The organism is Bacillus atrophaeus, from assembly GCF_001584335.1.
Classification (GTDB): domain Bacteria; phylum Bacillota; class Bacilli; order Bacillales; family Bacillaceae; genus Bacillus; species Bacillus atrophaeus.
This window is the reverse complement of record NZ_LSBB01000018.1, coordinates 122467-142640: the sequence shown is the minus strand read 5'-3', so window position 1 is coordinate 142640 and position 20174 is coordinate 122467. Positions and strand designations below refer to the sequence as shown.

At 42.2% G+C, this 20174-nt stretch carries 26 protein-coding genes; 6 read left to right on the top strand and 20 right to left on the bottom strand.

Annotation, left to right across the window (positions count from 1 at the left end; genetic code table 11):
* Window positions 1–227: 227 nt before the first annotated feature.
* The 6 genes from AXI57_RS09485 to AXI57_RS09475 form a co-directional block, all read right to left on the bottom strand.
* Complete coding sequence (locus AXI57_RS09485; protein ID WP_061669933.1) at window positions 228–803, bottom strand: class I SAM-dependent methyltransferase; 576 nt, start codon at window positions 801–803, stop codon at window positions 228–230.
* A 211-nt stretch (window positions 804–1014) separates the two neighbouring features.
* Entirely contained in the window at window positions 1015–1170 is a 156-nt protein-coding gene (locus AXI57_RS21330; protein ID WP_141292145.1) for a hypothetical protein, read from the bottom strand.
* A gap of 175 nt (window positions 1171–1345) precedes the next feature.
* Entirely contained in the window at window positions 1346–1495 is a 150-nt protein-coding gene (locus AXI57_RS20810; RefSeq protein WP_003325347.1) for a YrzI family small protein, read from the bottom strand.
* 148 nt (window positions 1496–1643) lie between these two features.
* Window positions 1644–1769 (bottom strand): hypothetical protein, encoded by a 126-nt coding sequence (locus AXI57_RS22275; RefSeq protein ID WP_003325346.1) that lies wholly within the window; start codon window positions 1767–1769, stop codon window positions 1644–1646.
* Between the two features lie 154 nt (window positions 1770–1923).
* Window positions 1924–2724, bottom strand: a complete 801-nt coding sequence (locus AXI57_RS09480; RefSeq protein WP_003325345.1) for a formate/nitrite transporter family protein — start codon at window positions 2722–2724, stop codon at window positions 1924–1926.
* A 266-nt stretch (window positions 2725–2990) separates the two neighbouring features.
* Window positions 2991–3359 (bottom strand): Na-translocating system protein MpsC family protein, encoded by a 369-nt coding sequence (locus AXI57_RS09475; protein ID WP_003325344.1) that lies wholly within the window; start codon window positions 3357–3359, stop codon window positions 2991–2993.
* A 315-nt stretch (window positions 3360–3674) separates the two neighbouring features.
* On the opposite strand from AXI57_RS09475, the gene fdhF reads away from it, so the two are divergent.
* Window positions 3675–6617, top strand: coding sequence for a formate dehydrogenase subunit alpha (gene fdhF / locus AXI57_RS09470; protein WP_087941813.1), 2943 nt, complete (start codon window positions 3675–3677; stop codon window positions 6615–6617).
* Window positions 6618–6637: 20 nt separating this feature from the next.
* Complete coding sequence (locus AXI57_RS09465) at window positions 6638–7117, top strand: helical membrane plugin domain-containing protein (protein WP_003325341.1); 480 nt, start codon at window positions 6638–6640, stop codon at window positions 7115–7117.
* 41 nt (window positions 7118–7158) lie between these two features.
* Here the strand turns inward: AXI57_RS09465 and AXI57_RS09460 are convergent, their stop codons facing one another.
* From AXI57_RS09460 to AXI57_RS09440, 5 genes are all read right to left on the bottom strand, one after another.
* Window positions 7159–7389 (bottom strand): YrhC family protein, encoded by a 231-nt coding sequence (locus AXI57_RS09460; protein ID WP_003325340.1) that lies wholly within the window; start codon window positions 7387–7389, stop codon window positions 7159–7161.
* Window positions 7390–7476: 87 nt separating this feature from the next.
* Window positions 7477–8616, bottom strand: a complete 1140-nt coding sequence (locus tag AXI57_RS09455) for a bifunctional cystathionine gamma-lyase/homocysteine desulfhydrase (RefSeq protein ID WP_003325338.1) — start codon at window positions 8614–8616, stop codon at window positions 7477–7479.
* A 1-nt stretch (window position 8617) separates the two neighbouring features.
* Window positions 8618–9541, bottom strand: a complete 924-nt coding sequence (locus AXI57_RS09450) for an O-acetylserine dependent cystathionine beta-synthase (RefSeq protein ID WP_061669932.1) — start codon at window positions 9539–9541, stop codon at window positions 8618–8620.
* A gap of 62 nt (window positions 9542–9603) precedes the next feature.
* Window positions 9604–10299, bottom strand: a complete 696-nt coding sequence (gene mtnN, locus AXI57_RS09445; protein ID WP_010789313.1) for a 5'-methylthioadenosine/S-adenosylhomocysteine nucleosidase — start codon at window positions 10297–10299, stop codon at window positions 9604–9606.
* A gap of 19 nt (window positions 10300–10318) precedes the next feature.
* Window positions 10319–10960, bottom strand: a complete 642-nt coding sequence (locus AXI57_RS09440; protein ID WP_003325335.1) for a class I SAM-dependent DNA methyltransferase — start codon at window positions 10958–10960, stop codon at window positions 10319–10321.
* 195 nt (window positions 10961–11155) lie between these two features.
* Here AXI57_RS09440 and AXI57_RS09435 point away from each other — a divergent pair, with 195 nt between their 5' ends.
* Window positions 11156–11359, top strand: coding sequence for a YrzA family protein (locus AXI57_RS09435; protein ID WP_003325334.1), 204 nt, complete (start codon window positions 11156–11158; stop codon window positions 11357–11359).
* A 49-nt stretch (window positions 11360–11408) separates the two neighbouring features.
* Here AXI57_RS09435 and AXI57_RS09430 read toward each other — a convergent pair whose 3' ends face one another.
* From AXI57_RS09430 to greA, 3 genes are all read right to left on the bottom strand, one after another.
* Window positions 11409–12107 carry a YrrS family protein gene (locus AXI57_RS09430; RefSeq protein WP_010789315.1) on the bottom strand — a complete coding sequence of 233 codons (699 nt, stop codon included), beginning with the start codon at window positions 12105–12107 and terminating at the stop codon, window positions 11409–11411.
* Window positions 12108–12179: 72 nt separating this feature from the next.
* On the bottom strand, window positions 12180–13928 hold the full coding sequence (locus tag AXI57_RS09425; protein ID WP_061669931.1) for a peptidoglycan D,D-transpeptidase FtsI family protein: 1749 nt from the start codon (window positions 13926–13928) through the stop codon (window positions 12180–12182).
* 52 nt (window positions 13929–13980) lie between these two features.
* Window positions 13981–14457, bottom strand: a complete 477-nt coding sequence (gene greA / locus AXI57_RS09420; protein ID WP_003325331.1) for a transcription elongation factor GreA — start codon at window positions 14455–14457, stop codon at window positions 13981–13983.
* Between the two features lie 640 nt (window positions 14458–15097).
* Between greA and AXI57_RS09415 the strand changes: the two genes are divergently transcribed.
* Both AXI57_RS09415 and AXI57_RS22020 read left to right on the top strand, forming a co-directional pair.
* Window positions 15098–15673, top strand: a complete 576-nt coding sequence (locus AXI57_RS09415; RefSeq protein ID WP_061669930.1) for a hypothetical protein — start codon at window positions 15098–15100, stop codon at window positions 15671–15673.
* 56 nt (window positions 15674–15729) lie between these two features.
* Complete coding sequence (locus AXI57_RS22020) at window positions 15730–15918, top strand: hypothetical protein (RefSeq protein WP_081112774.1); 189 nt, start codon at window positions 15730–15732, stop codon at window positions 15916–15918.
* A gap of 41 nt (window positions 15919–15959) precedes the next feature.
* Here AXI57_RS22020 and AXI57_RS09410 read toward each other — a convergent pair whose 3' ends face one another.
* Window positions 15960–16178, bottom strand: coding sequence for a hypothetical protein (locus tag AXI57_RS09410; protein ID WP_061669929.1), 219 nt, complete (start codon window positions 16176–16178; stop codon window positions 15960–15962).
* Between the two features lie 64 nt (window positions 16179–16242).
* Between AXI57_RS09410 and AXI57_RS09405 the strand changes: the two genes are divergently transcribed.
* Window positions 16243–17013 (top strand): hypothetical protein, encoded by a 771-nt coding sequence (locus tag AXI57_RS09405; protein WP_061669928.1) that lies wholly within the window; start codon window positions 16243–16245, stop codon window positions 17011–17013.
* A gap of 47 nt (window positions 17014–17060) precedes the next feature.
* On the opposite strand, the gene AXI57_RS09400 is transcribed toward AXI57_RS09405, so the two are convergent.
* From AXI57_RS09400 to AXI57_RS09380, 5 genes are read right to left on the bottom strand one after another with little or no spacing between them, the layout of a single operon-like run.
* Window positions 17061–17861, bottom strand: a complete 801-nt coding sequence (locus tag AXI57_RS09400) for an N-acetylmuramoyl-L-alanine amidase (RefSeq protein WP_061669927.1) — start codon at window positions 17859–17861, stop codon at window positions 17061–17063.
* Between the two features lie 49 nt (window positions 17862–17910).
* The gene (locus AXI57_RS09395) at window positions 17911–18333 is read right to left on the bottom strand and encodes a phage holin family protein (RefSeq protein WP_061669926.1); all 423 of its coding nucleotides are present in this window, start codon (window positions 18331–18333) and stop codon (window positions 17911–17913) included.
* 51 nt (window positions 18334–18384) lie between these two features.
* A complete protein-coding gene (locus AXI57_RS09390) occupies window positions 18385–18573 on the bottom strand; it encodes an XkdX family protein (protein WP_061669925.1) in 189 nt (62 codons plus the stop codon).
* Entirely contained in the window at window positions 18570–18932 is a 363-nt protein-coding gene (locus AXI57_RS09385; protein ID WP_061669924.1) for a hypothetical protein, read from the bottom strand. Before AXI57_RS09385 ends, AXI57_RS09390 begins: the two co-directional genes overlap by 4 nt.
* Window positions 18929–20161, bottom strand: a complete 1233-nt coding sequence (locus AXI57_RS09380) for a phage baseplate upper protein (protein WP_061669923.1) — start codon at window positions 20159–20161, stop codon at window positions 18929–18931. Before AXI57_RS09380 ends, AXI57_RS09385 begins: the two co-directional genes overlap by 4 nt.
* Window positions 20162–20174: the final 13 nt, after the last annotated feature.

The window sequence follows — 20174 nt, the reverse complement described above, 5'->3', positions numbered from 1 at the left end:
AATATTCATTCCGCTTGTTCACAAATTTTTTTATCTGGATCACTATCAAGTCTGCTTCTGCTTATAGTCTATATGAAAAAAACTTATTTTAATATAAATGACGGACAGATATTATCAAATTAAGGAAATATACCCAAACTGACACCTGCTGGTCACTCCCTCAATACTCCCAGAAGAAAGAGCTGAATGCTGAAGTGCAGTTCGGAATATTTCCCAAGAAATTTTTTCTATTTAACTGCGATAATGCAAAGATAATCATCACGCCGTGTAACAGAAATGTCTCTAAAGTATTGTTCACTCAATAACTGTATGATCTTCTTTTCGTCTAATCCTGCTGCCGGTTTGTCTGCCGCGCTTATGCTGATATAAAAACGTCCGTCAACCTGCAGCACCCGGTAAATTTCTTTTAATGCCAGCTTTACATCTGTACACGATTGAACCGTATGTAAAGAAAACACTTTATTAAAGGTGCGGTCTGCAAATGGGATGCTTTCCGGTTTACCATATACGATTTCACCGCGCCCGTTTTCGAGATCATCCGAATTTCTTCGAGTCGCCCGCCTTACTCTTCTTTTAGAAGGCTCAATGCTTTTTAGGCTTCCTTTGTCTAATTTATCAGTTATTTTTTTAAAAACTTCACCGCTTCCGGTGCCAATTTCTAAAATTCGGTCATTTTCCTGTATATCTATAGAATCAATCATCATATATTGAATGATTTTTTTACGTGTATTTTCACGTGCAAAGCATTTTGCCATAATCGTCTTTAAAGCAGCAGTAGGCTTTCTCATTCTATTTTGCAGCATTTGCAACACCCGCTTTTGGTTTCATTGGTCTATTTACTATTTTTATATAATAAAAATTTCCCCTTATCTCATCACTTTTGGTTGAGCATTGATGAAGATAACAACTAGACGGTCACTTTTATCGAAATGTTTCGATCTAAGTGAACATTCATATTTCAAAAGAAGTCCAAATACAAAAAAAAGCGCAGAAAACAATGTTTTCCGCGCTTTTCTAAAACCAATAATATGGGGATATATACATTCTCTGCTGCTGCATTGCCGCTAACCTTTGCCGGCGGTACGGGTTGCCATAACCGTGCTTAAAGGAGTGCGGAATGGAAGCATAGCCATGCCCAATCGAAGGCATTCTCTTTTGATTGTTGTTCATGCCATCACCTGCTTAGATAAAATGATACTGCTTTTTTATCATATGCGGGATGGCAAGATATTGACCGCGGCTCTTTATATCACCAGCTAAACCTGGTCCTTCTCCATCGTGTAATGAGTCAATAATTCAATTCTAAACATGTGCCATCTCCTCCTTTTGTTTTTTTCTTTCCCGCCTAGCGCCAATTGGTCAAGTAAAGGTGTTTCAGCTGGGTTTCCTTCGTTTCGTTGTAAAATCGTTCAATCTGCTGTTCCTGTTCATACTCTTCCAGACTTTTACGTCGCTTTTTAATCGTTAATGTTAAAAAGAAAAGGTTAATGGTCATATCGCTCACCCCCTTTCAGTGTTCGCACAAAGCGAAATAACCCGCGGCATCTATCCTTCTGCTGCGGGCAAAACAAAACCGCAGACGAAAGAAGACAATAAAGCTTCTTCTCCTGCGGGGAGTAGCGTATGGTCCGATTAATCCGAGTTTAAAACGTGCAATAAGCATCGGTTAAGGAAGGACACGTACTCTTCCACAGGCTGAATGTATCATGATCAACTGCATAAATATGTCTTGCGCCTTGCATAGGTTCCCATCTTTTTAGCATTGTCATTTGATTCAACCTCCTTTGCTTTTTTTCTTACTTTGTAAGTATATCCATCAAATTCCTTTTTGTAAACAATTTTTTCAATAAATGGACTTTATTTGTGCCATTCATTCACTGGCTTTGTCCCTATGCCAAGATGTTTGACCGCCGTGGCTCCTGCTTAAGACACTTTCTTCATTTCTTTTGTTGAGCGGTCCTTTTTTTGATAAGCAATAAAATAAATAAGTCCGACGAAAAGCGCTCCCCCGATAACATTGCCGATAAAGGCGGGGATCAGATTGCCAATAAATTGCGTCCACGTAAAGGAGCCTGCAAAAATAGCGGCCGGAATGATAAACATATTGGCAACTACGTGCTGGAATCCAATTGCAACAAAGGCCATTATCGGAAACCAGATTCCTGCTATTTTTCCTACAGCATCGTCAGCTCCGAAAGAAAGCCATACAGCAAGACAGACGAGCCAGTTACACCCTATTCCGGAAATGAGAACTTGGCCGAAAGATAAATCCAGTTTTCCTTGTGCGGCCGCAATGGTTTTAACTGCATAAGGTCCTGTTTCTGTTAAACCGATCAGATGTCCGAAAACATAAGCGACAAACAGAGCGCCGACCAAATTCATCAATGTCACAATTATCCAGTTGATCGCGAGCTGTGATACAGAAATTTTCTTTGAAAATAAGGCCATTGCCACAGACATCATATTTCCTGTAATCAATTCAGCCCCCGCAAGAACAACAAGTATTAATCCAACGGGAAACACAGCAGCTCCCAAAAAGCTTGACAGGCTCCCCCATTCTTTTGGAAGATCCCCGATCACTCTGATATCAAGCAAATAGCCGAGAGCGATAAATGCGCCTCCTAAAAATCCCAATACAAGCAGTGACGGCATAGGAAGATTTACTTTTTTTGCCCCTGCTTCGATCGCAGCATCTGCTATTTCATCCGGTCTGCGAAAAGCCATACTAAAAACGCCTCCATTATCTCTTCATTTTTGACAGTGCACAAAAGAATCGCAATAAAAAAGGCGGCACTCAAATAACCTGTGTAACACAGGAGTTTTGAATGCCGCCTAACTTGTATGCATACCCATACAACAATATCAAGCAGAATTAAGTTTCTGGCATAGAACATATACAGAACGTGCATACATTCCATTGCTTTTTCCTTATATGACTGTAGTACGATTATCATATCAAATGTGACAATTTCGTGTCAACAACATTTTAATCAGCTGTTTACCGCTTCTGTTTGATCATCAATCTTTCGGTCAAATACAAAAACAGAGACTGCTATATTCTCCTCAATCTTAATGTCTGAGAATAAATGGACAAGTTTTGCGCCGATCAGTTCCTCCATCCCCTCAGGCGTGTGTTTCGAATAAAGATCCTGAATAAGACTCGTGCGCGCCGCATGCACCATTTCTTTTCCTTCCGGCGTGCGGGCGATAAACTGTTCACTGGCGCTCAAATTGCCATAAAGAGTTGATACTGCCATATTCTCCACAAATACAGTATGAATTCGCTCAGGCCCTTTTCCGAATAATTCTTTTCTAAGCTTACGAATGATATCGTTAAATTCATGAATTTTTTTAGACATCCTTTACCCCTTCCGATTCAAGCCTTTTGATTAGGCATTTTCCCGGTCCCCTGTTTTTACATTTCACTAGGTTAAAATTTTCCCGCCATATTGTATTATAATAAATATCACATTATAATAAAAGCAGTGTTGATGGATTTGTAATAGGAAACGTGTTATGAATCTATCATTTTATAAAAATCAGGATTGGTCTGTTAGTAAGACTTGCTAGTGAACTATTCCGCCATGTGTGTTTATACCGCCTTTTGATTTTGATCAGGACCGGTGTATCTATGCATGGCTTTTTTTGACTTCTTATGAAAGATGGAGGGGAATATGATGGACGCAAAGTCGATCAGCGTCAATATAGACGGCACAGAATATCAAGCATCAGAGGGGACTAAGCTTTTAGACATTTTGAATCAAAACGGGATTGAGATTCCTCAAATCTGCCATGTTCCCGAAGTAGATCCAATCCAAACGTGTGATACTTGTATCGTTGAAGTAAACGGACAATTGAAGCGGTCTTGTTCGACCGTTGCTGAAAACGGGATGTCTGTCAGTCTTTCAGGGGAACGAGTGAAAGAAGCACAGACCGAAGCAATGGACCGTCTTCTTGAAAATCATTTGCTCTATTGTACGGTTTGCGATAATAACAACGGCAACTGTACGCTGCATAATACGGCGGAGATGATGGGAATTGAACACCAAAAATATCCTTATACACCGAAAGAAGATCCTTCATGCGCGGTTGATATGTCACATCCGTTTTACCGCTACGATCCGAACCAGTGTATTGCTTGCGGACAATGCGTAGAGGTTTGCCAAAATCTCCAGGTCAATGAAACACTATCTATTGACTGGGAACGGGAACGCCCGCGGGTCATTTGGGATCAAGGAGTGGCGATTAATGAATCTTCATGCGTCAGCTGCGGACAATGTGTAACCGTGTGTCCTTGTAACGCACTTATGGAGAAATCAATGCTCGGCCAAGCAGGTTTTATGACAGGCATTAAAGAAGATGTCATGGAGCCGATGGTTGACCTTGTCAAAAATGTTGAACCAGGATACAGCAGCATCTTCGCCATCTCTGAAGTGGAGGCCGCCATGCGCGACACACGGACGAAAAAAACGAAAACCGTCTGCACGTTCTGCGGTGTCGGATGTTCGTTTGAGGTTTGGACAAAAGGACGGGATATATTAAAAATCCAGCCTGTTTCTGACGCACCGGTCAACGCCATTTCCACTTGTGTCAAAGGAAAATTCGGCTGGGATTTCGTCAACTCAGAAGAACGTATCACAAAACCTTTAATCCGGAAGAACGGAACATTTGTCGAGTCAACTTGGGAAGAAGCGCTTGATGTTGTCGCCAGCAGACTCGGCGCCATTAAGGAGCAATACGGGAAAGGCTCTGTCGGATTTATTTCTTCTTCTAAAATTACAAATGAAGATAACTATGTGATTCAAAAATTAGCGCGTCAGGTCTTTGAAACCAATAACGTGGACAATTGCTCCCGCTACTGCCAATCTCCGGCGACTGACGGTTTATTCCGCACTGTCGGCATGGGCGGCGATGCCGGAACGATTCAAGACATTGCAAAAGCCGGTCTTGTCATCATTGTCGGCGCCAATCCGGCGGAAGGCCATCCGGTGCTTGCCACTCGCGTGAAACGGGCCCACAAGCTTCACGGCCAAAAACTCATTGTTGCCGATCTTCGCAAAAACGAAATGGCAGAACGCTCTGATCTCTTTATCAGCCCTCAGCAAGGTACAGACCAAGTGTGGTTAATGGCTGTGACAAAATACATAATCGACCAAGGCTGGCACGATCAAGCATTTATTGATGAGAACGTAAATTTCTTTGAAGATTATAAGCAAACTTTAGAAAAATATACACTTGAATACGCGGAAAGCATTACAGGCCTTTCAAAAGAGACGATCATCCAAATTGCAGAAATGATTCGCGATGCAGACGGCACTTGTGTTCTATGGGGAATGGGCGTTACCCAAAACACAGGCGGCTCCGACACATCCGCAGCCATTTCAAACATGCTTCTCGCTACAGGCAATTACCGACGTCCGGGCGCTGGCGCATATCCTCTTCGCGGCCATAACAATGTACAAGGAGCCTGTGACATGGGCACGCTGCCGGGATGGCTGCCGGGTTATCAGCACATTACAGACGATGAGGCGCGCGCAAAATTTGAAGAAGCTTACGGCGTAACCATTGACGGCAAGCCTGGCCTTGATAATATTGAAATGCTTCATTCCATTGAAGAAGGCGGCATGAAAGCGATGTATCTTGTAGGTGAAGATATGGCGCTTGTAGATTCAAACGCCAATCATGTCCATGACATTCTGTCTAGCCTTGATTTCTTTGTTGTACAGGACATTTTTCTTTCAAGAACGGCACAATACGCTGATGTTGTATTACCTGCCGCTCCTTCTCTTGAAAAAGAGGGAACCTTTACAAATACTGAACGCCGTGTACAAAGACTGTATCAAGCACTTCCGACGCTTGGTGAGGCGAAACCGGACTGGTGGATCATTCAAGAGGTTGCAAATCGTTTAGGCGCTAACTGGAACTACAGTCATCCGAGCGACATTTTCTCAGAAATGGCAAGCCTTTCTCCGTTGTTTGGAAAAGCAAGCTATGATGTCCTTGAGGGCTGGAACAGCTTCCTATGGGGCAGCTTCACAGGCGAAAGCACACCGCTTCTTTATGAAGATGGGTTTAACTTCCCTGATAAAAAAGCCCGCTTTGCGCTGGCCGATTGGGTGGAACCGGCAGTATTCCCTGCAGAATACGACCTTCACATCAACAATGGGCGGATGCTTGAGCATTTCCACGAGGGAAATATGACTAATAAATCAAAAGGAATCCAATCGAAAGTTCCGGATGTATTTGTTGAAATTTCCCCTGAGCTTGCAAAAGAACGCGGGGTTTGCGACGGTACAATGGTGCGGCTTGTTTCGCCTTATGGCGCGGTAAAATTAAATGCGCTGATCACAGACCGTGTTCGTTCGAATGAATTGTATCTTCCGATGAATTCAACAGACAAAGATTCGGCCATTAACTTTTTGACTGGTCCGGCATACGATACACGCACTCACACGCCAGCCTATAAGCAAACCAAAGTCCGTATGGAAGTGCTTGGTTCATGTGAGATTCCGCCGCTGCCAAAAACCAATCCGCGGAACAAAAAACGCTATCCGCAAAATGGGGTCGAAGCGGAACGGAAATGGAACCGTCCCGGATATGTCCATCTTACAGACTGACAGAAAGGAGGAAAACGATAATGGCCATACCTATTTCAACGATTCAAAAAGAAACAAAAACAGAGGAGCAAGTAAAGCTTGAAAAACTTGAAGAACTAAAAGCACTGCTTGCGGAAAACGAAGATTCCGTTTCTAAAACGATGAAATTAATGGGAGAGCTTAACAGCCTCGGCGTGTTTGATGCTGCAAACAGCATGCTGCAAGCGAAGGAAGAAATCGCAAAAATCGCGCTCGGTCAAGTTTCTCGAGAGCCTGTCACAAACCTGATCAATACGATGATGGCAGCAGGCGGGGCTTTAACAAAAGCTGATCCTGCCTTTACAGGGAAGCTCTTGGAGAGTGTCTTGGCAGGTACAGAGCAAGCGCAAAGCTTCTTAAAAGAAGATAAAAAGGTAGGCGTTCTTGACCTGTTAAAAGCGATGAACGATCCGGATATTAATCGTGCGGTCGGCTTCGGCCTTCAATTTTTAAAGGGCATGGGAAAAGAATTGCGCGACTAACAAAAAGAGCCATTGTCTTGAAACAGACAATGGCTCTTTTTTTATTCATCCGCTTGTTCTATACGTTTTTTGTAAATAAGTGAACGGTTCACGCAAAAGAAAGCGCCTGTCAGAAACAAGCAATCCGTTATCATCATGATTGATTTTTGGGCTAAGCTCAAGCCTTGATCTGGAAGAACCGCGCCTATATATAAAAAAGTGCTGACTGCAAGCAAGGTAAACGCAAAATGCTTGTAGTCCTCTTTCAAAGATTTCATTCTTTTCTTATCCATAAAAGCGTCACCTGCCATATTCATAGTATATGAATATTATAATATATCCTGACAGGCGACAGAGAATGTAAATCTATCCATTCCTTATTATATAGAAGCGAGGGCCTGCTCCAAATCTGCTAATAAATCTTCCGCGTCTTCTATACCGACTGAAATTCTGACAAGCCCGTCTGTGATGCCAAGTTCAAGGCGGCGCTCCCGCGGAATAGAGGCATGAGTCATTCTGGCCGGAACAGAAATTAAGCTTTCAACCGCCCCTAAGCTTTCTGCAATGGTAAACAGCTTCAGTTTCCCTAAAAAGGCATCTACTTGCTCATCACTTCCGATGTCAAAGGAAATCATACCGCCAAAACCTGAACCTTGCGCTTTGGCAAGCTCATGGCCCGGATGGTTGGAAGATCCCGGATAATACAATGTGTGAACAGCGGGATGATTCTCAAGAAAGTCTGCAATCTTACGCGCATTTTGGTCTGTTGCTTCCATTCTGAGCCCCAGCGTTTTGATGCCCCGCATGAGCAGCCATGAATCCTGAGGCCCGAGCACGCCGCCGGTGGAGTTTTGCACGAAATGCAATTCTTCCCCAAGCTCTTTCGATGCCGTCACGACTAAACCTCCGACTACATCACTGTGGCCGCCGAGATATTTTGTCGCACTGTGGAGTACAATATCAGCGCCGAATTGGAGCGGCTGCTGGAAGTACGGAGTGTAGAATGTATTATCCACAATGAATAAAACCCCTGCCTGCTTGGCGATATCGGCGATGAGTGAGAGGTTTGTGACTTTTAATAACGGGTTTGTCGGCGTCTCGATATAAATGGCTTTTGTATTCGGTCTGATGGCTTTTTCCACTTCTTCTCTGCTGCTTGTATCAACGAATGTAGATTCGATGCCAAGACGGTTCAGCACCTTTGTCATCACCCGGTACGTTCCGCCGTAGACATCATCTGTCAAGACGACATGATCTCCGCTGTTAAACAGCATCATAACGGCGCTGATGGCTGCCATTCCTGAGCTGAACGCATAGCCCGCCTCACCGCCTTCAAGATCGGCAATAAGGGTTTCCAGAGCCGTTCTTGTCGGATTGGCAGTTCTGGAATACTCATAACCCGTATGCTGCCCCGCCTTTGGCTGCTTATAAGTGCTCACCTGATAAATCGGCACCGAAACCGCGCCTGTTTTTTCATCACCAGTAATCCCGCCATGAATCATCAATGTTTTTTTCTTCATATTATATTCCTCCTTCGAAAATGTTTTTACTGATATAACGATCACTGCTGTCAGGAAATATAGTGACAATGTTTGTGCCGGCCGGCGCCCGCTTCGCTTCTTCCAAGGCCGCAAAAAGCGCTGCTCCTGATGAGCTTCCGATCAGCAGGCCTTCTTTTTCCGCCGCTTCTTTAACGAATGAAAACGCATTTTCGTCTGTCACCGTGTAAATTGCATCAAAATGGCTTTTATCCATATAATCAGGGATAAATTCCATTCCGATGCCTTCCGTCTTATGGGCGTGAGGCTCTCCGCCATTTAAGATGGAGCCTTCCGGTTCGACAATCACCGTTTTTATGTCAGCTTTTTTTTCTTTTAAGAAAGCGGCCGTTCCTGCAAAAGTGCCGCCTGAGCCTGCTCCGGCAACAAAGGTATGAATATTGCCGTCAAGGGCTTCCCATAATTCAGGCCCTAGAGTTTTATAGTAAGTCAATGGATTTACTCGGTTTTTAAATTGCAAAACGCAATAGGAATTTTCAATTTCCTTCTCCAGTAAAATGGCTTTCTCAATCGCGCCCTGCATTCCGTCTTTTTTCGGTGTATGGATGATTTTTGCTCCGAGCGCCTGCATAATCTTTTGTTTTTCGATACTGAAATGCTCCGGCACGCAAAAAATGGCGCGCAATCCGTGTTTTCTGGCATTGAGAGCAAGTCCGATGCCCGTATTGCCGGCTGTGGCTTCGATAATGACGCCTCCAGGCTGAACTCTGCCCGAAGCAAGCGCCTCTTGAATCAGCATGTCCCCGAGTCTGTCTTTAATGCTTCCGCCCGGGTTCATCATTTCAAGCTTGGCATAAACTGCAACACCCTCCGGGACATGAAAGTTTGTCAGCCGAAGCAGCGGAGTCTTTCCAATCAGCTCAGTTATGTCCGTTATGACATTCATGTATGTCCTCCTCCTTTAAAGAGGTTCGTTTTTAGGGAAAACGGAGGAGAACGCTCCCCCGTTTAATGAATTCGTTTGATTACTTTTAATACCAGATCTGTTGAGTGACGGGCAGCCTGATCTAAAAATTGATCAAATGAGACATCCGACTCTTTTCCTGCTATATCTGATAAAGCTCTTATGACAACAAATGGCGTTGTGAATTGATGGCAAACTTGAGCCACTGCAGCAGCTTCCATTTCAACCGCATATAAATCAGTGAATATGGCGCGTACCGCTTCCACCCGCTTAGGATCGTTCATGAAAGAATCGCCCGTAGCTATTGTTCCTTTTGCGACTTGAATGCCGTTCAGTTCTGAAGCAGCTTCCTCTGTGATATTTATCAGTTTTTCATCTGCAAGATAGGCAGCCGGAAGCCCTGGAACCTGGCCGTATTCATAATCAAAAGCGGTGACATCGACATCATGGTGGCGCACGTCTGTTGAAATGACCACGTCTCCTACATTCAGTGTATGATGAAATCCGCCTGCTGAGCCTGTGTTAATCACGTAATCGGGCTTATAACGATCAAGAAGAAGCGTTGTGCTGATCGCAGCATTTACTTTTCCGATTCCTGATTTTAAAAGAATAACGTCGATTCCTTCATATTGCCCTGTTGTAAATTCACAATGCGCGATTGTTTCTTGTTTCGCATTTTCAAGCTTGCTTCTTAAAATGGTTACTTCTTCTTCCATTGCTCCGATGACTGCTAGTTTCATCTATAACATTCCCTTCACTTTACCGTTTGATCGCCTCCAATATCCAAACAAAATCGTTTTGCTGAATGAATTGCACGGCAAATCCTTCAGCTGAAAAAATCTCTTTCAACGTATCAAGTGTTGGATAATACTCCGTCTCCAAATCCTGTGCCAAATGATGATAACCTTGATGGCGGGCGTTTTGGATAGCCTGCTTATAAGCATCAGTATGTTCAAAGACGGTATCGGCAAACACTATTTTATCATGCCTTTTAAGGTATTTGCCATAAAGCTTTACAGCCGTCCGTTTTTCTTCGTCTGTTAAATGATGAAAAGCATAAGAACTGACAATCGTATTGACAGCAAAGGGCGGTTCAGGAAAATCTAAAAAATCACCGTCAACAATGAGAGATTGGCCTGACAGCTTGTCAGCCGCTAATTTCCTCATCGCCGGAGACGGTTCGACACCAAATACTGTTTTTCCTGCCTCTAGCAATTTGGCTGTTAAGTTTCCTGTGCCCGGGCCAAATTCTAAAACGTGTGACCCGGAACGGGTGACAATGCCATTAAGAATCTGCTCGTAGCCTCTGAAGGCTTCTTTATATTCAATATCAAATCCGTTTGCGGTTTGGTCGTAGGTAGCTGCCCAATCCTCAAATAAAGGAATAAATTCACGGCCCATTTTCTTCACTCTCCATATTTTATAATTCCTATAAGCATAGTATGAATTATCGATGGAACAGTTCCTATATTACCATATCTTTTTTGAAGAAGGTACTAAAATATCTCAGGTAATGATAATTAAAATATATTGCTTGAATGAAGCGAACCGTTTATACTTTCATATGATCTTGTAAAAGCTGGAGGGTCTGTTAAGATGAATTTTCAATTGGATCTGATCAAAGATAAAGTAGAGTTTTTTGAAGCCGCTTCATTACAGGAGCTTGAAAAGAAAATCAATACCCAAATCGAAAACAATCAGGCGATCTTGCTTCGGGTGCGCTCTGTCTCTCACCAAAGCGCGGTAGTGGATGACAGAATTTATTATAGCGCAGTTGTACACTTTGCAGCTGAGGCGTGAGATTTCGAGAACAAAAAAGCAGCTGAGACATCATCCAGCTGCTTTTCGTTTATTTTAATTTCTCTACTTTTGTCGGCTTCCAGCCTTTTTTATCTTCCCACGTAATCGTTACTTGATATTTAGCGCCGCTCGTTTTGTCCAGAATTTTTCCTTTTGCATCTTGAGGGCTTCCGTTATTGCCAAGCCACAGCACCGTCATCTGATCCTTTGAAACCCCTGTGGCGTAAGAAATAGCTTTGAGCATTTCAGACCAGTCTTGTGAAGAAGAGTCATATGTTGCTGTATGTTCTCCGGACTGCTCTGTTCCGACTGCCTTCCAGTCTTTGTTTACGATCGTTTTTTCCACGTTGCCGGATGAACCGCCTTCTGTTACTGTTGCATCTTTAAATGGGTCATCTGTTGTTTGGTCCGAGTCCGTGTCGGAGTCTTTTTTCGAATCGGAATCATCACTTTTCGATGAATCATCTTGTTTTGAATCGGAATCTTTGTCACTGTCAGATGTATCTTTTTTACTGTCTTTTATATCTTCATCTGATTTTTTTTCCGTCTTTCCTGATGCAGGAGATTTCTTTGTCTGGCTCGTTTCAGTATCCTTAGCAACATCATTGGTTGAAGGACTGTTGATGAAGAGGTTAATCGCCACTACTACAATAAGAATAGAAACGACTGCGATTAAAATGTTAAGCACCAAATTTGCTTTTCTGCGCTTATCACGGTTTTCGAATCGAGATTGTTTATGATTGCTCAATAATTCTGCACTCCTTTATATCCCTCTTGGCTCAGCATATATTTTAACATGGGCTGAGACGTTCTTCTATGTCTAGTTTATTTCATTTTCATGTACTTTTTTAACAATATCATAAAACACTGCATTTGTCAGAGCCTTATCTCCCGGCGTGTCCATGTGCAAAACAACCAAAGCGTATTTAGGATGCTCCGCTGGAAAATATCCGGCAAACCACTTTTGATAAAGCGTTTTTTTATCCTTCGACATCTTTCCTGTCTGTGCCGTACCTGATTTCCCCGCTACTTCATAAGGCAGATCCTGAAACCTTCTGCCTGTGCCTGACTCAGACGTAACGACTAGCCGGAGCACTTTTTGAAGCTGCTGTGCCGTATATCGGTCAATCGTTTTTCCGCCTATCTTTTGGTCTTTAAAGTTCACCATGGTGGTCCCATTTTTGTATTCAATGTGATCGGCGATTTTCACTTGTTTTTTTTCACCGCCGCGGGCGATGGTTGCCATCATATTGGCGACTTCGAGCGGAGTGACTTTTACATTTTTTTGCCCGATTGCAGTCTGGGCAATGGCCTTTTTCACAGCTTTATCCTTTTGATCCCCCCATATTACGCCGCTTTGTTCATTATAAAATTGGCGAAAATCTGATTCGTGGTATAGTTTCCCTTCCCAGCCGGCACGATCTGTCAGCGCAAGCTTTTCAGACATGTCTTCAATAACTGTTTCGTCTTTCTTCATAAGCTCCTCGGCCAGACTGGTAAATGTGTAATTACAGCTTTGGGCAAAGCTTTCGTCAAAGGTGAGGCTGCCTTTGTCATCACCCGGTTCGCCGTACAGATTGAGGTTGCAGTTAAAAGTTTGATTCGGTTTGACTGCATCACGTTCAATCGCTGCTGCGGCGATAACTGTTTTGAACACGGACCCCGGATAGATCGGATTCAGCATGTAATTTTGCAGTGTGCTTTGCTTTGATACGTCAGCATTCGGTCTGCTTACCATCCCCAATACACTGCTTTTTTCGATATCGAGCAGGACCGCTCCCCCTTTTTTCAGACCTTGTTTGTCAACAATATCTTCCATTGCCTGTTGGATGTCCTGATCTAGTGTTGTTTTGATTTGCAGCGGATAAAACGAATTGGCTTCCGCTGTATATTTGACGTCCATGCCGAACAAAGGGTTTCCCTTTCCATCTACATGATACAAAAGCTTGGTGTCTTTTTCCGGAAGCAAAAATTCATCAAAGGTCCGTTCCAAGCCTGTAGTGCCGATTTTGGTTTGAATCGGCAGGTCATTTTTATCGGGATATTTACTCCTGAGCAGCGACGGGTCCTGATTGGTCATTCCTATGGTATGGGAGGCAAGGCTTGGTTTATCGTCCTCTTCCATATATACGCCGTAAATGCCGGGATATTTCAAAGAATTGATTTGTTTGACAGATTGTTTAGAAAGATCTTTTATTGTCCTTTTACTTAAAATGACTGGTTTTTTTGCCTGTTTCAGTTCGTGTTGAAGCTCATCTTGGGAAATGCCGAGAATATCGGCGGCTTTCTTGATCGGCCAATCCTGCGTAATAAGGAAAGGAAATAAGACGATCGCCGGCTGTTTCTTGCCGGTTAACGCCTCGCCACTCCGATCCAGAAAAGAACCCCTGCCGTCAGAAATCAGAACTTCTTCCGTTCGTTGGTTTACGCTCTCCTGAATCAGGTTAATGTTCAGCTTTGAAAATGATTCTGTGAAAAACAACTGAATTTCCGCGAGTCTTACAAGAAGAAGAAAAAATACAATAAGAAAACAAACCACAACCCGCTTCATCCTTTTAGATACATTCATAAAAAACACCTCCCCCACATTGTGGACGAGGTGTTTCATTGTTAAACGGATATTATGAAATTTTCACAATTTTCACTAGCATTTCGCCGCCTGGTGTCTGCACGGTCACTTGATCGCCTACTTGTTTGCCTATCAAACTTTTTGCAATCGGAGAATCGTTTGAAATTTTCCCTTCAAACGGGTCCGCTTCAGCGCTTCCGACAATGGTATAAGATTCTTCATCGCCGTCAGGAAGTTCGATAAATGTAACGGTTTTACCTAAACCGACAATGTTTGAATTGCCGCCGTCATCCTCGATGATTTTTGCATTGCGGATCATATTTTCAAGAGTGGTGACGCGCCCTTCCACGAATGCCTGCTCTTCTTTCGCTGAGTCGTACTCAGAGTTCTCAGAAAGGTCTCCGAAACTTCTCGCTATTTTGATACGCTCGACTACTTCTTTGCGTTTAACCGTTTTCAAATACTCTAATTCTTGTTCAAGTTTTTGTTTTCCTTCTTCTGTCATTGGAAAAACTTTTTCTTGTGCCATGTCCCTTCACTCCTTCTGGATGTCCCTCAACATTATCGATTATGTATGAGAGCATAAACTGAAAAATACAAGAATGAGAACACAGGCAGTCCTCGTTCTTCTCTCCCATATTGGTACTGTTTATCTTAAACTGAATCATGAGCTTCTGCAAATATTTCGCGTTTATAAACAGGGAAAGAAGGGAATCACACATTCCCTTCCAGTCTATACATAATATGGTCAGAGTTGTTTATGTCTATGCTATGGTATTACAAAATTGCGTTTTGTTCAAGAATAGTTTGTATTTTCGTGACCATCAGATCAATTGTTCCCGTACTATTTACATATCAATTGAGTACCAACAAAAGCCTTTTGTTTAAGGGGTTCGTGATAATTAGATTTCATTAATTTTGAGGTGAATTGCCTTGGTTGGTAAAAAAGTGTGGGCAAAGTGTGGGCACGTGGGCAACTCAGGTAAGTACAGTTTAACCGTTTACGTTCTTTTGCCTTTCATTAACTGTATGAGTTTCTTATACATTAACAAGTTTTATGACCGCAAGCAAGGGATTTTGTGAAAACCTCAATGAAAAACTGACCTATTATGGTAATAGCCCTTTAACTGTTTTAAAATGAAATCATTGCTAAACTTTAGGGGGTTCACATGAAAAAGCTTTTATTTGTTTTATTATTAGGTTTGTCTGGCTGCGGTGGTGTCGATGCTGGAAGTCAGTCGACAGATAAACAGGTATTACCAGGTGAGGAAAAGAACGTTTTCGTATTCTCCCTGGATCAATTCATTGACGAATATAACAATAATATTGATAATATCCATGATGATGTTGAAAAACGCCCGTCCCATCTCATTACAGATGACGAATTTTACAAGACAGCAAAGAATAATTATGTAAATGTATTTGTAAAAGAAGTAGACAACGATAGTGAAAAAAGCTATAAAATAGCAGGCTTATACAACAAAGACAAGATACTTACAGGGATGAATATAAGTGTTGATCTTATTCCGGATAAAGATAAAATTTTTAAGTCCTCAAAAAAAGGGACTAGAGCTGCTTATTCAATGTTAAAATCTCTAGGTTTTGAAGAAGATACCCTGCAGAAAGCTTTAGAAAAAGCTGATCCTGTTTACTCGGTATCAAATGATATTTGTGAAATGAAATTCATTTTGCAGCCCTCAGAACACAAATATATTATTGAGTTCAAACCAAAGGTCCGCTCATAATATTATTGCAACAAAAACATACGTTCTTATATAATCATCCTAAGGAGATGATTATAATAACTGATTTTGAACGGAAACTGTATCAGATCATATTGAACATGAGTTTATATAGAAGAAACCCGACTTTAAATGACTTGAAAAGGAAGACCGGGAAGTCCGAACAAGAGATACGTGCTGCTACAAAAAATCTCATACGACAAGGTAAACTTTCTTGGAACAAAGATAAGAAAATATGGATTATATAAAAAGGCCCTCTGCATTGAAGGGTCCTTTTTTCATATCCTGTTTAATAAAAAGACCAAGATAATTGAGCAACAATTAGAACCCCAGCTACAAGCAAATTTACCCCTACTTTACTTTTTGTATAACCGCAATAATAAGTGTTGATCAGTATGCCAATGATTAAGATTACAAAAAATATTTTGTCAGTGACTAATAAACTTAAAAACGCTAATATGGCAACCACAGAATAAAATAAATATTCTCTTTCTGCAAACTTTTTCATGTTTTACCTCCCATAATTTGTTATAATGGTAAATGTTAGAAAAATAGGCAATAGGAGTGATTTTTTGAAAAGAATCAGGAAGAACATTTTCGTTGTTGGTATTTTGTCTTTAGTGATGATTCTTGCCACTTCTGTATTCGGGCCAAACGTTAAAGCTGCTGAAAACACTCAAGAACTTAATTCGATTTTCAAAGAAAATCAAGTTCCTTCCAGTGTACATGAAATTGATGATTTGCTCAAAGAACAAATTGTTAATCCGCCAAAGGGTTTTACCAAAGAAGAGGCAAAAGCGAATTATGAAGTTTTTCAAAACAAAACGGATTCTGAAAAAAAAGAGCTTCTCGACATTTTCCAAAATCCTGATAAGCTAATTTCGGAGTTGGAGAAATCAAACCAAGACGCTTCATCGGAAAGAGTAACCAGTACCATTATAAACGACAATTCTGTTTTTGATGCTCAACCTATGAAAGATATTAAAATAAGATATAGTGGGAGAAAACAAATGAAAGGCGCGGGTATACACGCTTTCACTTATGAATGGGTTGCAGAAGTTACAACGAAAGACCGCTCTAAAGCAATTTCAGATGACAAATGGGATAATCATATTGGATATAAAAATCCTCTGTTTCTCTTATATGATATAAGCAGGATCGGAGGCACTAGCGATAAATATATTAGTAAGGGTAAATTTTATGGAAAGGCCGGCTACAGAATGAAACTCGGATTTAAAGGTTATGGATTTCAAGCTGGAAGGTTTTACTTCACAACCGTTATCACTCCTAAGAAAAGCGCAAAAGGTGAAGTAAGTACAACCTATACAGGGAAATGGTTCTAAAAATCAAACAAAAAAAGGCCCTCTCGTTATGAGAAGGCCCTTTTTGCTTACTTGGTTTTAACCTGAACATACTTATCAGCAGCCGTAATATACAGACCCGATTTCAGCTTGTACATTTTTGATCCTTTGACTGTTACTTTTGAAGCGATTGTAAAAGCTTCCCCCGGCTTTACTTTTTGCGCCTTGTCATTCCAGTTTGCGCTTTTGTATACCCAAAGCCATCCATCGGCGTTAGGCTTCACTACGGCTAATTTAACGCCGTTTGAAGATTCTTTCTTATTAGAGGTTGATTCAGTTTTTTTCAAGCCAACAGCCGACGCGATTCCTTCCGCATGGCCTTCCGCAAGCAAATTGATAAATGATCCTTGCTTAAGCAAGGCAGCGTCTTCCTTACGATCAATAAAAAGACTTTCCGTTAGAGTAGCTGCCATAGATGTACCTCGCAAGACAGCCAAGTTTGCCGCTTTGTTACCTCGATCCTTTACACCCTGAGCTTCAATTTTCTTGTAAATGGCGTCATGAACTTTTGTTTGCTGCTTACCTGTGGCGGACGAAGCAGAAAGTTTTTCATAACGATACGTTTCGAATCCCGTGCCGCCGCCCGCATTGATGTGGATTGAAACAAAATAATCAGCTCCCCAATTGTTTGCCAGCCTTGCACGTTCTGACAACTCAATAAACTTATCGTTGGACCGCGTGAGCCTAACAGTTGCGCCATATTGATCTTCTAAAATCTTTTTAGTTTTCTTTGCAATCGTCAACACGAGGTCCTTTTCTTTTAATCCGTTTGCTACAGCTCCCGGATCTTTCCCGCCATGTCCCGGATCAATCATAATTTTCTTTGTCATTTTTCATCGTCTCCATTCATCATATTTTTATATAGAAAAAGCCGCCAGATTATCCAGCAGCCTGTTCATCCTTTTCATTTGTGTGTTCATTGTCATTTTCAATTACGTGCAGTCGATCTGTAATAGCAGCCGGAATCTTTACACCGATTTGTGCAAGGTTCTCCGTAATTGACAAACCTTCATTTGCAATATAAAAAAGAACGGTCCCAAAAGTCAGAACACCGTTCAGGTTTGTAATCGTATCAATGATATTAGCTACAATGACCACAAGAAAGCTGAGCATCTTGCGAACATAACCGAACCAAGCGCTCCGACTGCGGAGTTTCTTGAATTTCCACGCTTTGATCACTCCTGTGATTACATCAATGATGCTGAGAATTAACAACAAATCAAGGTACTTCACACCCCCAAATAAATAAACTCTTGCCAAGTCTAACGTTTCAAAGTTAATAAACACATTCGTTTCCTCCATCTCTTAATCACCTCCTTCGAGGCAAAATAAAAACACCTCTTAGGGTGTTGGTTAGTTTGCGACGCCGCCTAAATCCACACTGACGGGCTGTTCCGTCATGGGATAGGTCAAGCCGGTTATTTGTTTGTATTGTTCTTCTGTGATTCTTCCCCACTCAACAAAACGGGCCACGTCTGCATTGCTGTAATACTGCGGCCCCCATCCGTATATGGTTTTTACGCTTGTAAACCAATCCATCATACCCCTTTTCCTCCCTCTGCCAGTATTAGATAAAGATTGGCTATCATTTGAGCTTGTGACTCGGCCAAGCTTTGCGCCTCCGCAAGCTGTGCTGTGATGGCCGCATTTTGAGCTTTCAATTCATCAACGGGAGAAGGTACCCGCCCGCTTTCAATCTGCTTTTCTAGGGCTTTTTTCTCTTCCTGTGTGGCTGCCTCCGTCCATATCTTCTCTGCTGGATGAAACATAGGCTTAACGAAGGAAGGAGGCTGAACGGTTGTACAATTCTCCGGTATCACATACTCGCCGTCTTCGTCCGGCTCAATCGGAACGGGATTGGTTAAAATGAAATTTTCATCGTATTCATAAACCTGAATCATGTTGTCCCTCCTTCTTGAAAACCGATAGGAACATCAATATAATAACCCCCGGACAGTTTGCTGGAATCAGCTGGGTTCGGATACTTGATTTTCAAATCCCCATTTTCATAGACAATCAGATTAGCTGTTCCGCCTGTTCCGCTGAGTGCGATAGAAACGACGGCGCCGCCTACCGGTACGTATGCCGCGGGGATGGAGCCGAATATGATTTCCGGTTCTGTTTTCACATGGCCGCGCAAGATTAAAAACGGTCCCCACTTTGCATAAATTGGTGTACGCGTCCCGGCGACAGCCCCATTTTTCAGAGTGATATTTGCGTAACTAACACTTCCGTTCCATACCTTCCGCTCAGCCGCAGATATATGACGATCTTGGTTATAATTATGGGCTTTGAACTGTCGGACCGTATCATCCCAATGAGCATGGTCTTCGGCTGTAACGTGAATGTCCGTGTTATTGGCGTGAGTATTGACTTTGGCTTGTGCTCCCTCCACTGTTTCCTTGCCGTTCCATGCCTTCCGTTCAGCTGCAGTAATGTGCTTTTCTTCATCCTTCGCATGGATGTTTACTTTCTCTTGGGCGCCGGTTGGCGTTTCCTTGGCATTCCACGCCTTTCTCTCGTTAGTTGTAATATGCTTCTCTTTATCATTCGCATGTTCATCCGTATAAGCCTTGGCGTTTTGCTCTGCATCATCCGCCTTCTCCTGCGCGCCTTTTTTCGTTTCAATGGCTTCTAGATCGGCAAATTTCTCCCGTAATTCCTCAACGGTTTGGCTGATTTCTTCGACGGTTTTGTTTATACCGTTTCTTAATGACTCAAAATCATCAATGTAATAATCAGCTGTCGGAATAATATTCTGATCCTCTAATGTCTTAGCGATAGAGAAGGTAAAAAGGGAAGTTGCCAGTGCTTGCCCATTTGTGTAATATAATTTGATTTCGGCTTTTACTTCTCCATAATGCTTCAATTCCTTATTAGACAGAATATATTCAGCCGTCCCATTGACTTTGTCTATAAGCGTAAGACTCTTTTTATAAAACGATCCGTCAGCATATAGTAAAACGATTTTTGCGTCTACGGCTGACAGAGGCAACGGTACGCCATCCTTTGTAAATGAAAAAAACAGCTTCGCGCTGCCCGTGTCTTGTGTCATGAATTGTATATTTGTGGTTCGGCTATTGACTGGGTTTGTGTTAATGTCGATTGGCACGCCGCCCGTTTTATACATCGCTTTATTCCCT

Coding starts and splice junctions, on each gene's coding strand:
- AXI57_RS09485 (WP_061669933.1), bottom strand. CDS start 803: ATGCTGCAAAATAGAATGAGAAAGCCTACTGCTGCTTTAAAGACGATT.
- AXI57_RS21330 (WP_141292145.1), bottom strand. CDS start 1,170: ATGAACAACAATCAAAAGAGAATGCCTTCGATTGGGCATGGCTATGCT.
- AXI57_RS20810 (WP_003325347.1), bottom strand. CDS start 1,495: ATGACCATTAACCTTTTCTTTTTAACATTAACGATTAAAAAGCGACGT.
- AXI57_RS22275 (WP_003325346.1), bottom strand. CDS start 1,769: ATGACAATGCTAAAAAGATGGGAACCTATGCAAGGCGCAAGACATATT.
- AXI57_RS09480 (WP_003325345.1), bottom strand. CDS start 2,724: ATGGCTTTTCGCAGACCGGATGAAATAGCAGATGCTGCGATCGAAGCA.
- AXI57_RS09475 (WP_003325344.1), bottom strand. CDS start 3,359: ATGTCTAAAAAAATTCATGAATTTAACGATATCATTCGTAAGCTTAGA.
- fdhF (WP_087941813.1), top strand. CDS start 3,675: ATGATGGACGCAAAGTCGATCAGCGTCAATATAGACGGCACAGAATAT.
- AXI57_RS09465 (WP_003325341.1), top strand. CDS start 6,638: ATGGCCATACCTATTTCAACGATTCAAAAAGAAACAAAAACAGAGGAG.
- AXI57_RS09460 (WP_003325340.1), bottom strand. CDS start 7,389: ATGGATAAGAAAAGAATGAAATCTTTGAAAGAGGACTACAAGCATTTT.
- AXI57_RS09455 (WP_003325338.1), bottom strand. CDS start 8,616: ATGAAGAAAAAAACATTGATGATTCATGGCGGGATTACTGGTGATGAA.
- AXI57_RS09450 (WP_061669932.1), bottom strand. CDS start 9,541: ATGAATGTCATAACGGACATAACTGAGCTGATTGGAAAGACTCCGCTG.
- mtnN (WP_010789313.1), bottom strand. CDS start 10,299: ATGAAACTAGCAGTCATCGGAGCAATGGAAGAAGAAGTAACCATTTTA.
- AXI57_RS09440 (WP_003325335.1), bottom strand. CDS start 10,960: ATGGGCCGTGAATTTATTCCTTTATTTGAGGATTGGGCAGCTACCTAC.
- AXI57_RS09435 (WP_003325334.1), top strand. CDS start 11,156: ATGAATTTTCAATTGGATCTGATCAAAGATAAAGTAGAGTTTTTTGAA.
- AXI57_RS09425 (WP_061669931.1), bottom strand. CDS start 13,928: ATGAATGTATCTAAAAGGATGAAGCGGGTTGTGGTTTGTTTTCTTATT.
- greA (WP_003325331.1), bottom strand. CDS start 14,457: ATGGCACAAGAAAAAGTTTTTCCAATGACAGAAGAAGGAAAACAAAAA.
- AXI57_RS09415 (WP_061669930.1), top strand. CDS start 15,098: ATGAAAAAGCTTTTATTTGTTTTATTATTAGGTTTGTCTGGCTGCGGT.
- AXI57_RS09410 (WP_061669929.1), bottom strand. CDS start 16,178: ATGAAAAAGTTTGCAGAAAGAGAATATTTATTTTATTCTGTGGTTGCC.
- AXI57_RS09400 (WP_061669927.1), bottom strand. CDS start 17,861: ATGACAAAGAAAATTATGATTGATCCGGGACATGGCGGGAAAGATCCG.
- AXI57_RS09395 (WP_061669926.1), bottom strand. CDS start 18,333: ATGGAGGAAACGAATGTGTTTATTAACTTTGAAACGTTAGACTTGGCA.
- AXI57_RS09390 (WP_061669925.1), bottom strand. CDS start 18,573: ATGATGGATTGGTTTACAAGCGTAAAAACCATATACGGATGGGGGCCG.
- AXI57_RS09385 (WP_061669924.1), bottom strand. CDS start 18,932: ATGATTCAGGTTTATGAATACGATGAAAATTTCATTTTAACCAATCCC.
- AXI57_RS09380 (WP_061669923.1), bottom strand. CDS start 20,161: ATGTATAAAACGGGCGGCGTGCCAATCGACATTAACACAAACCCAGTC.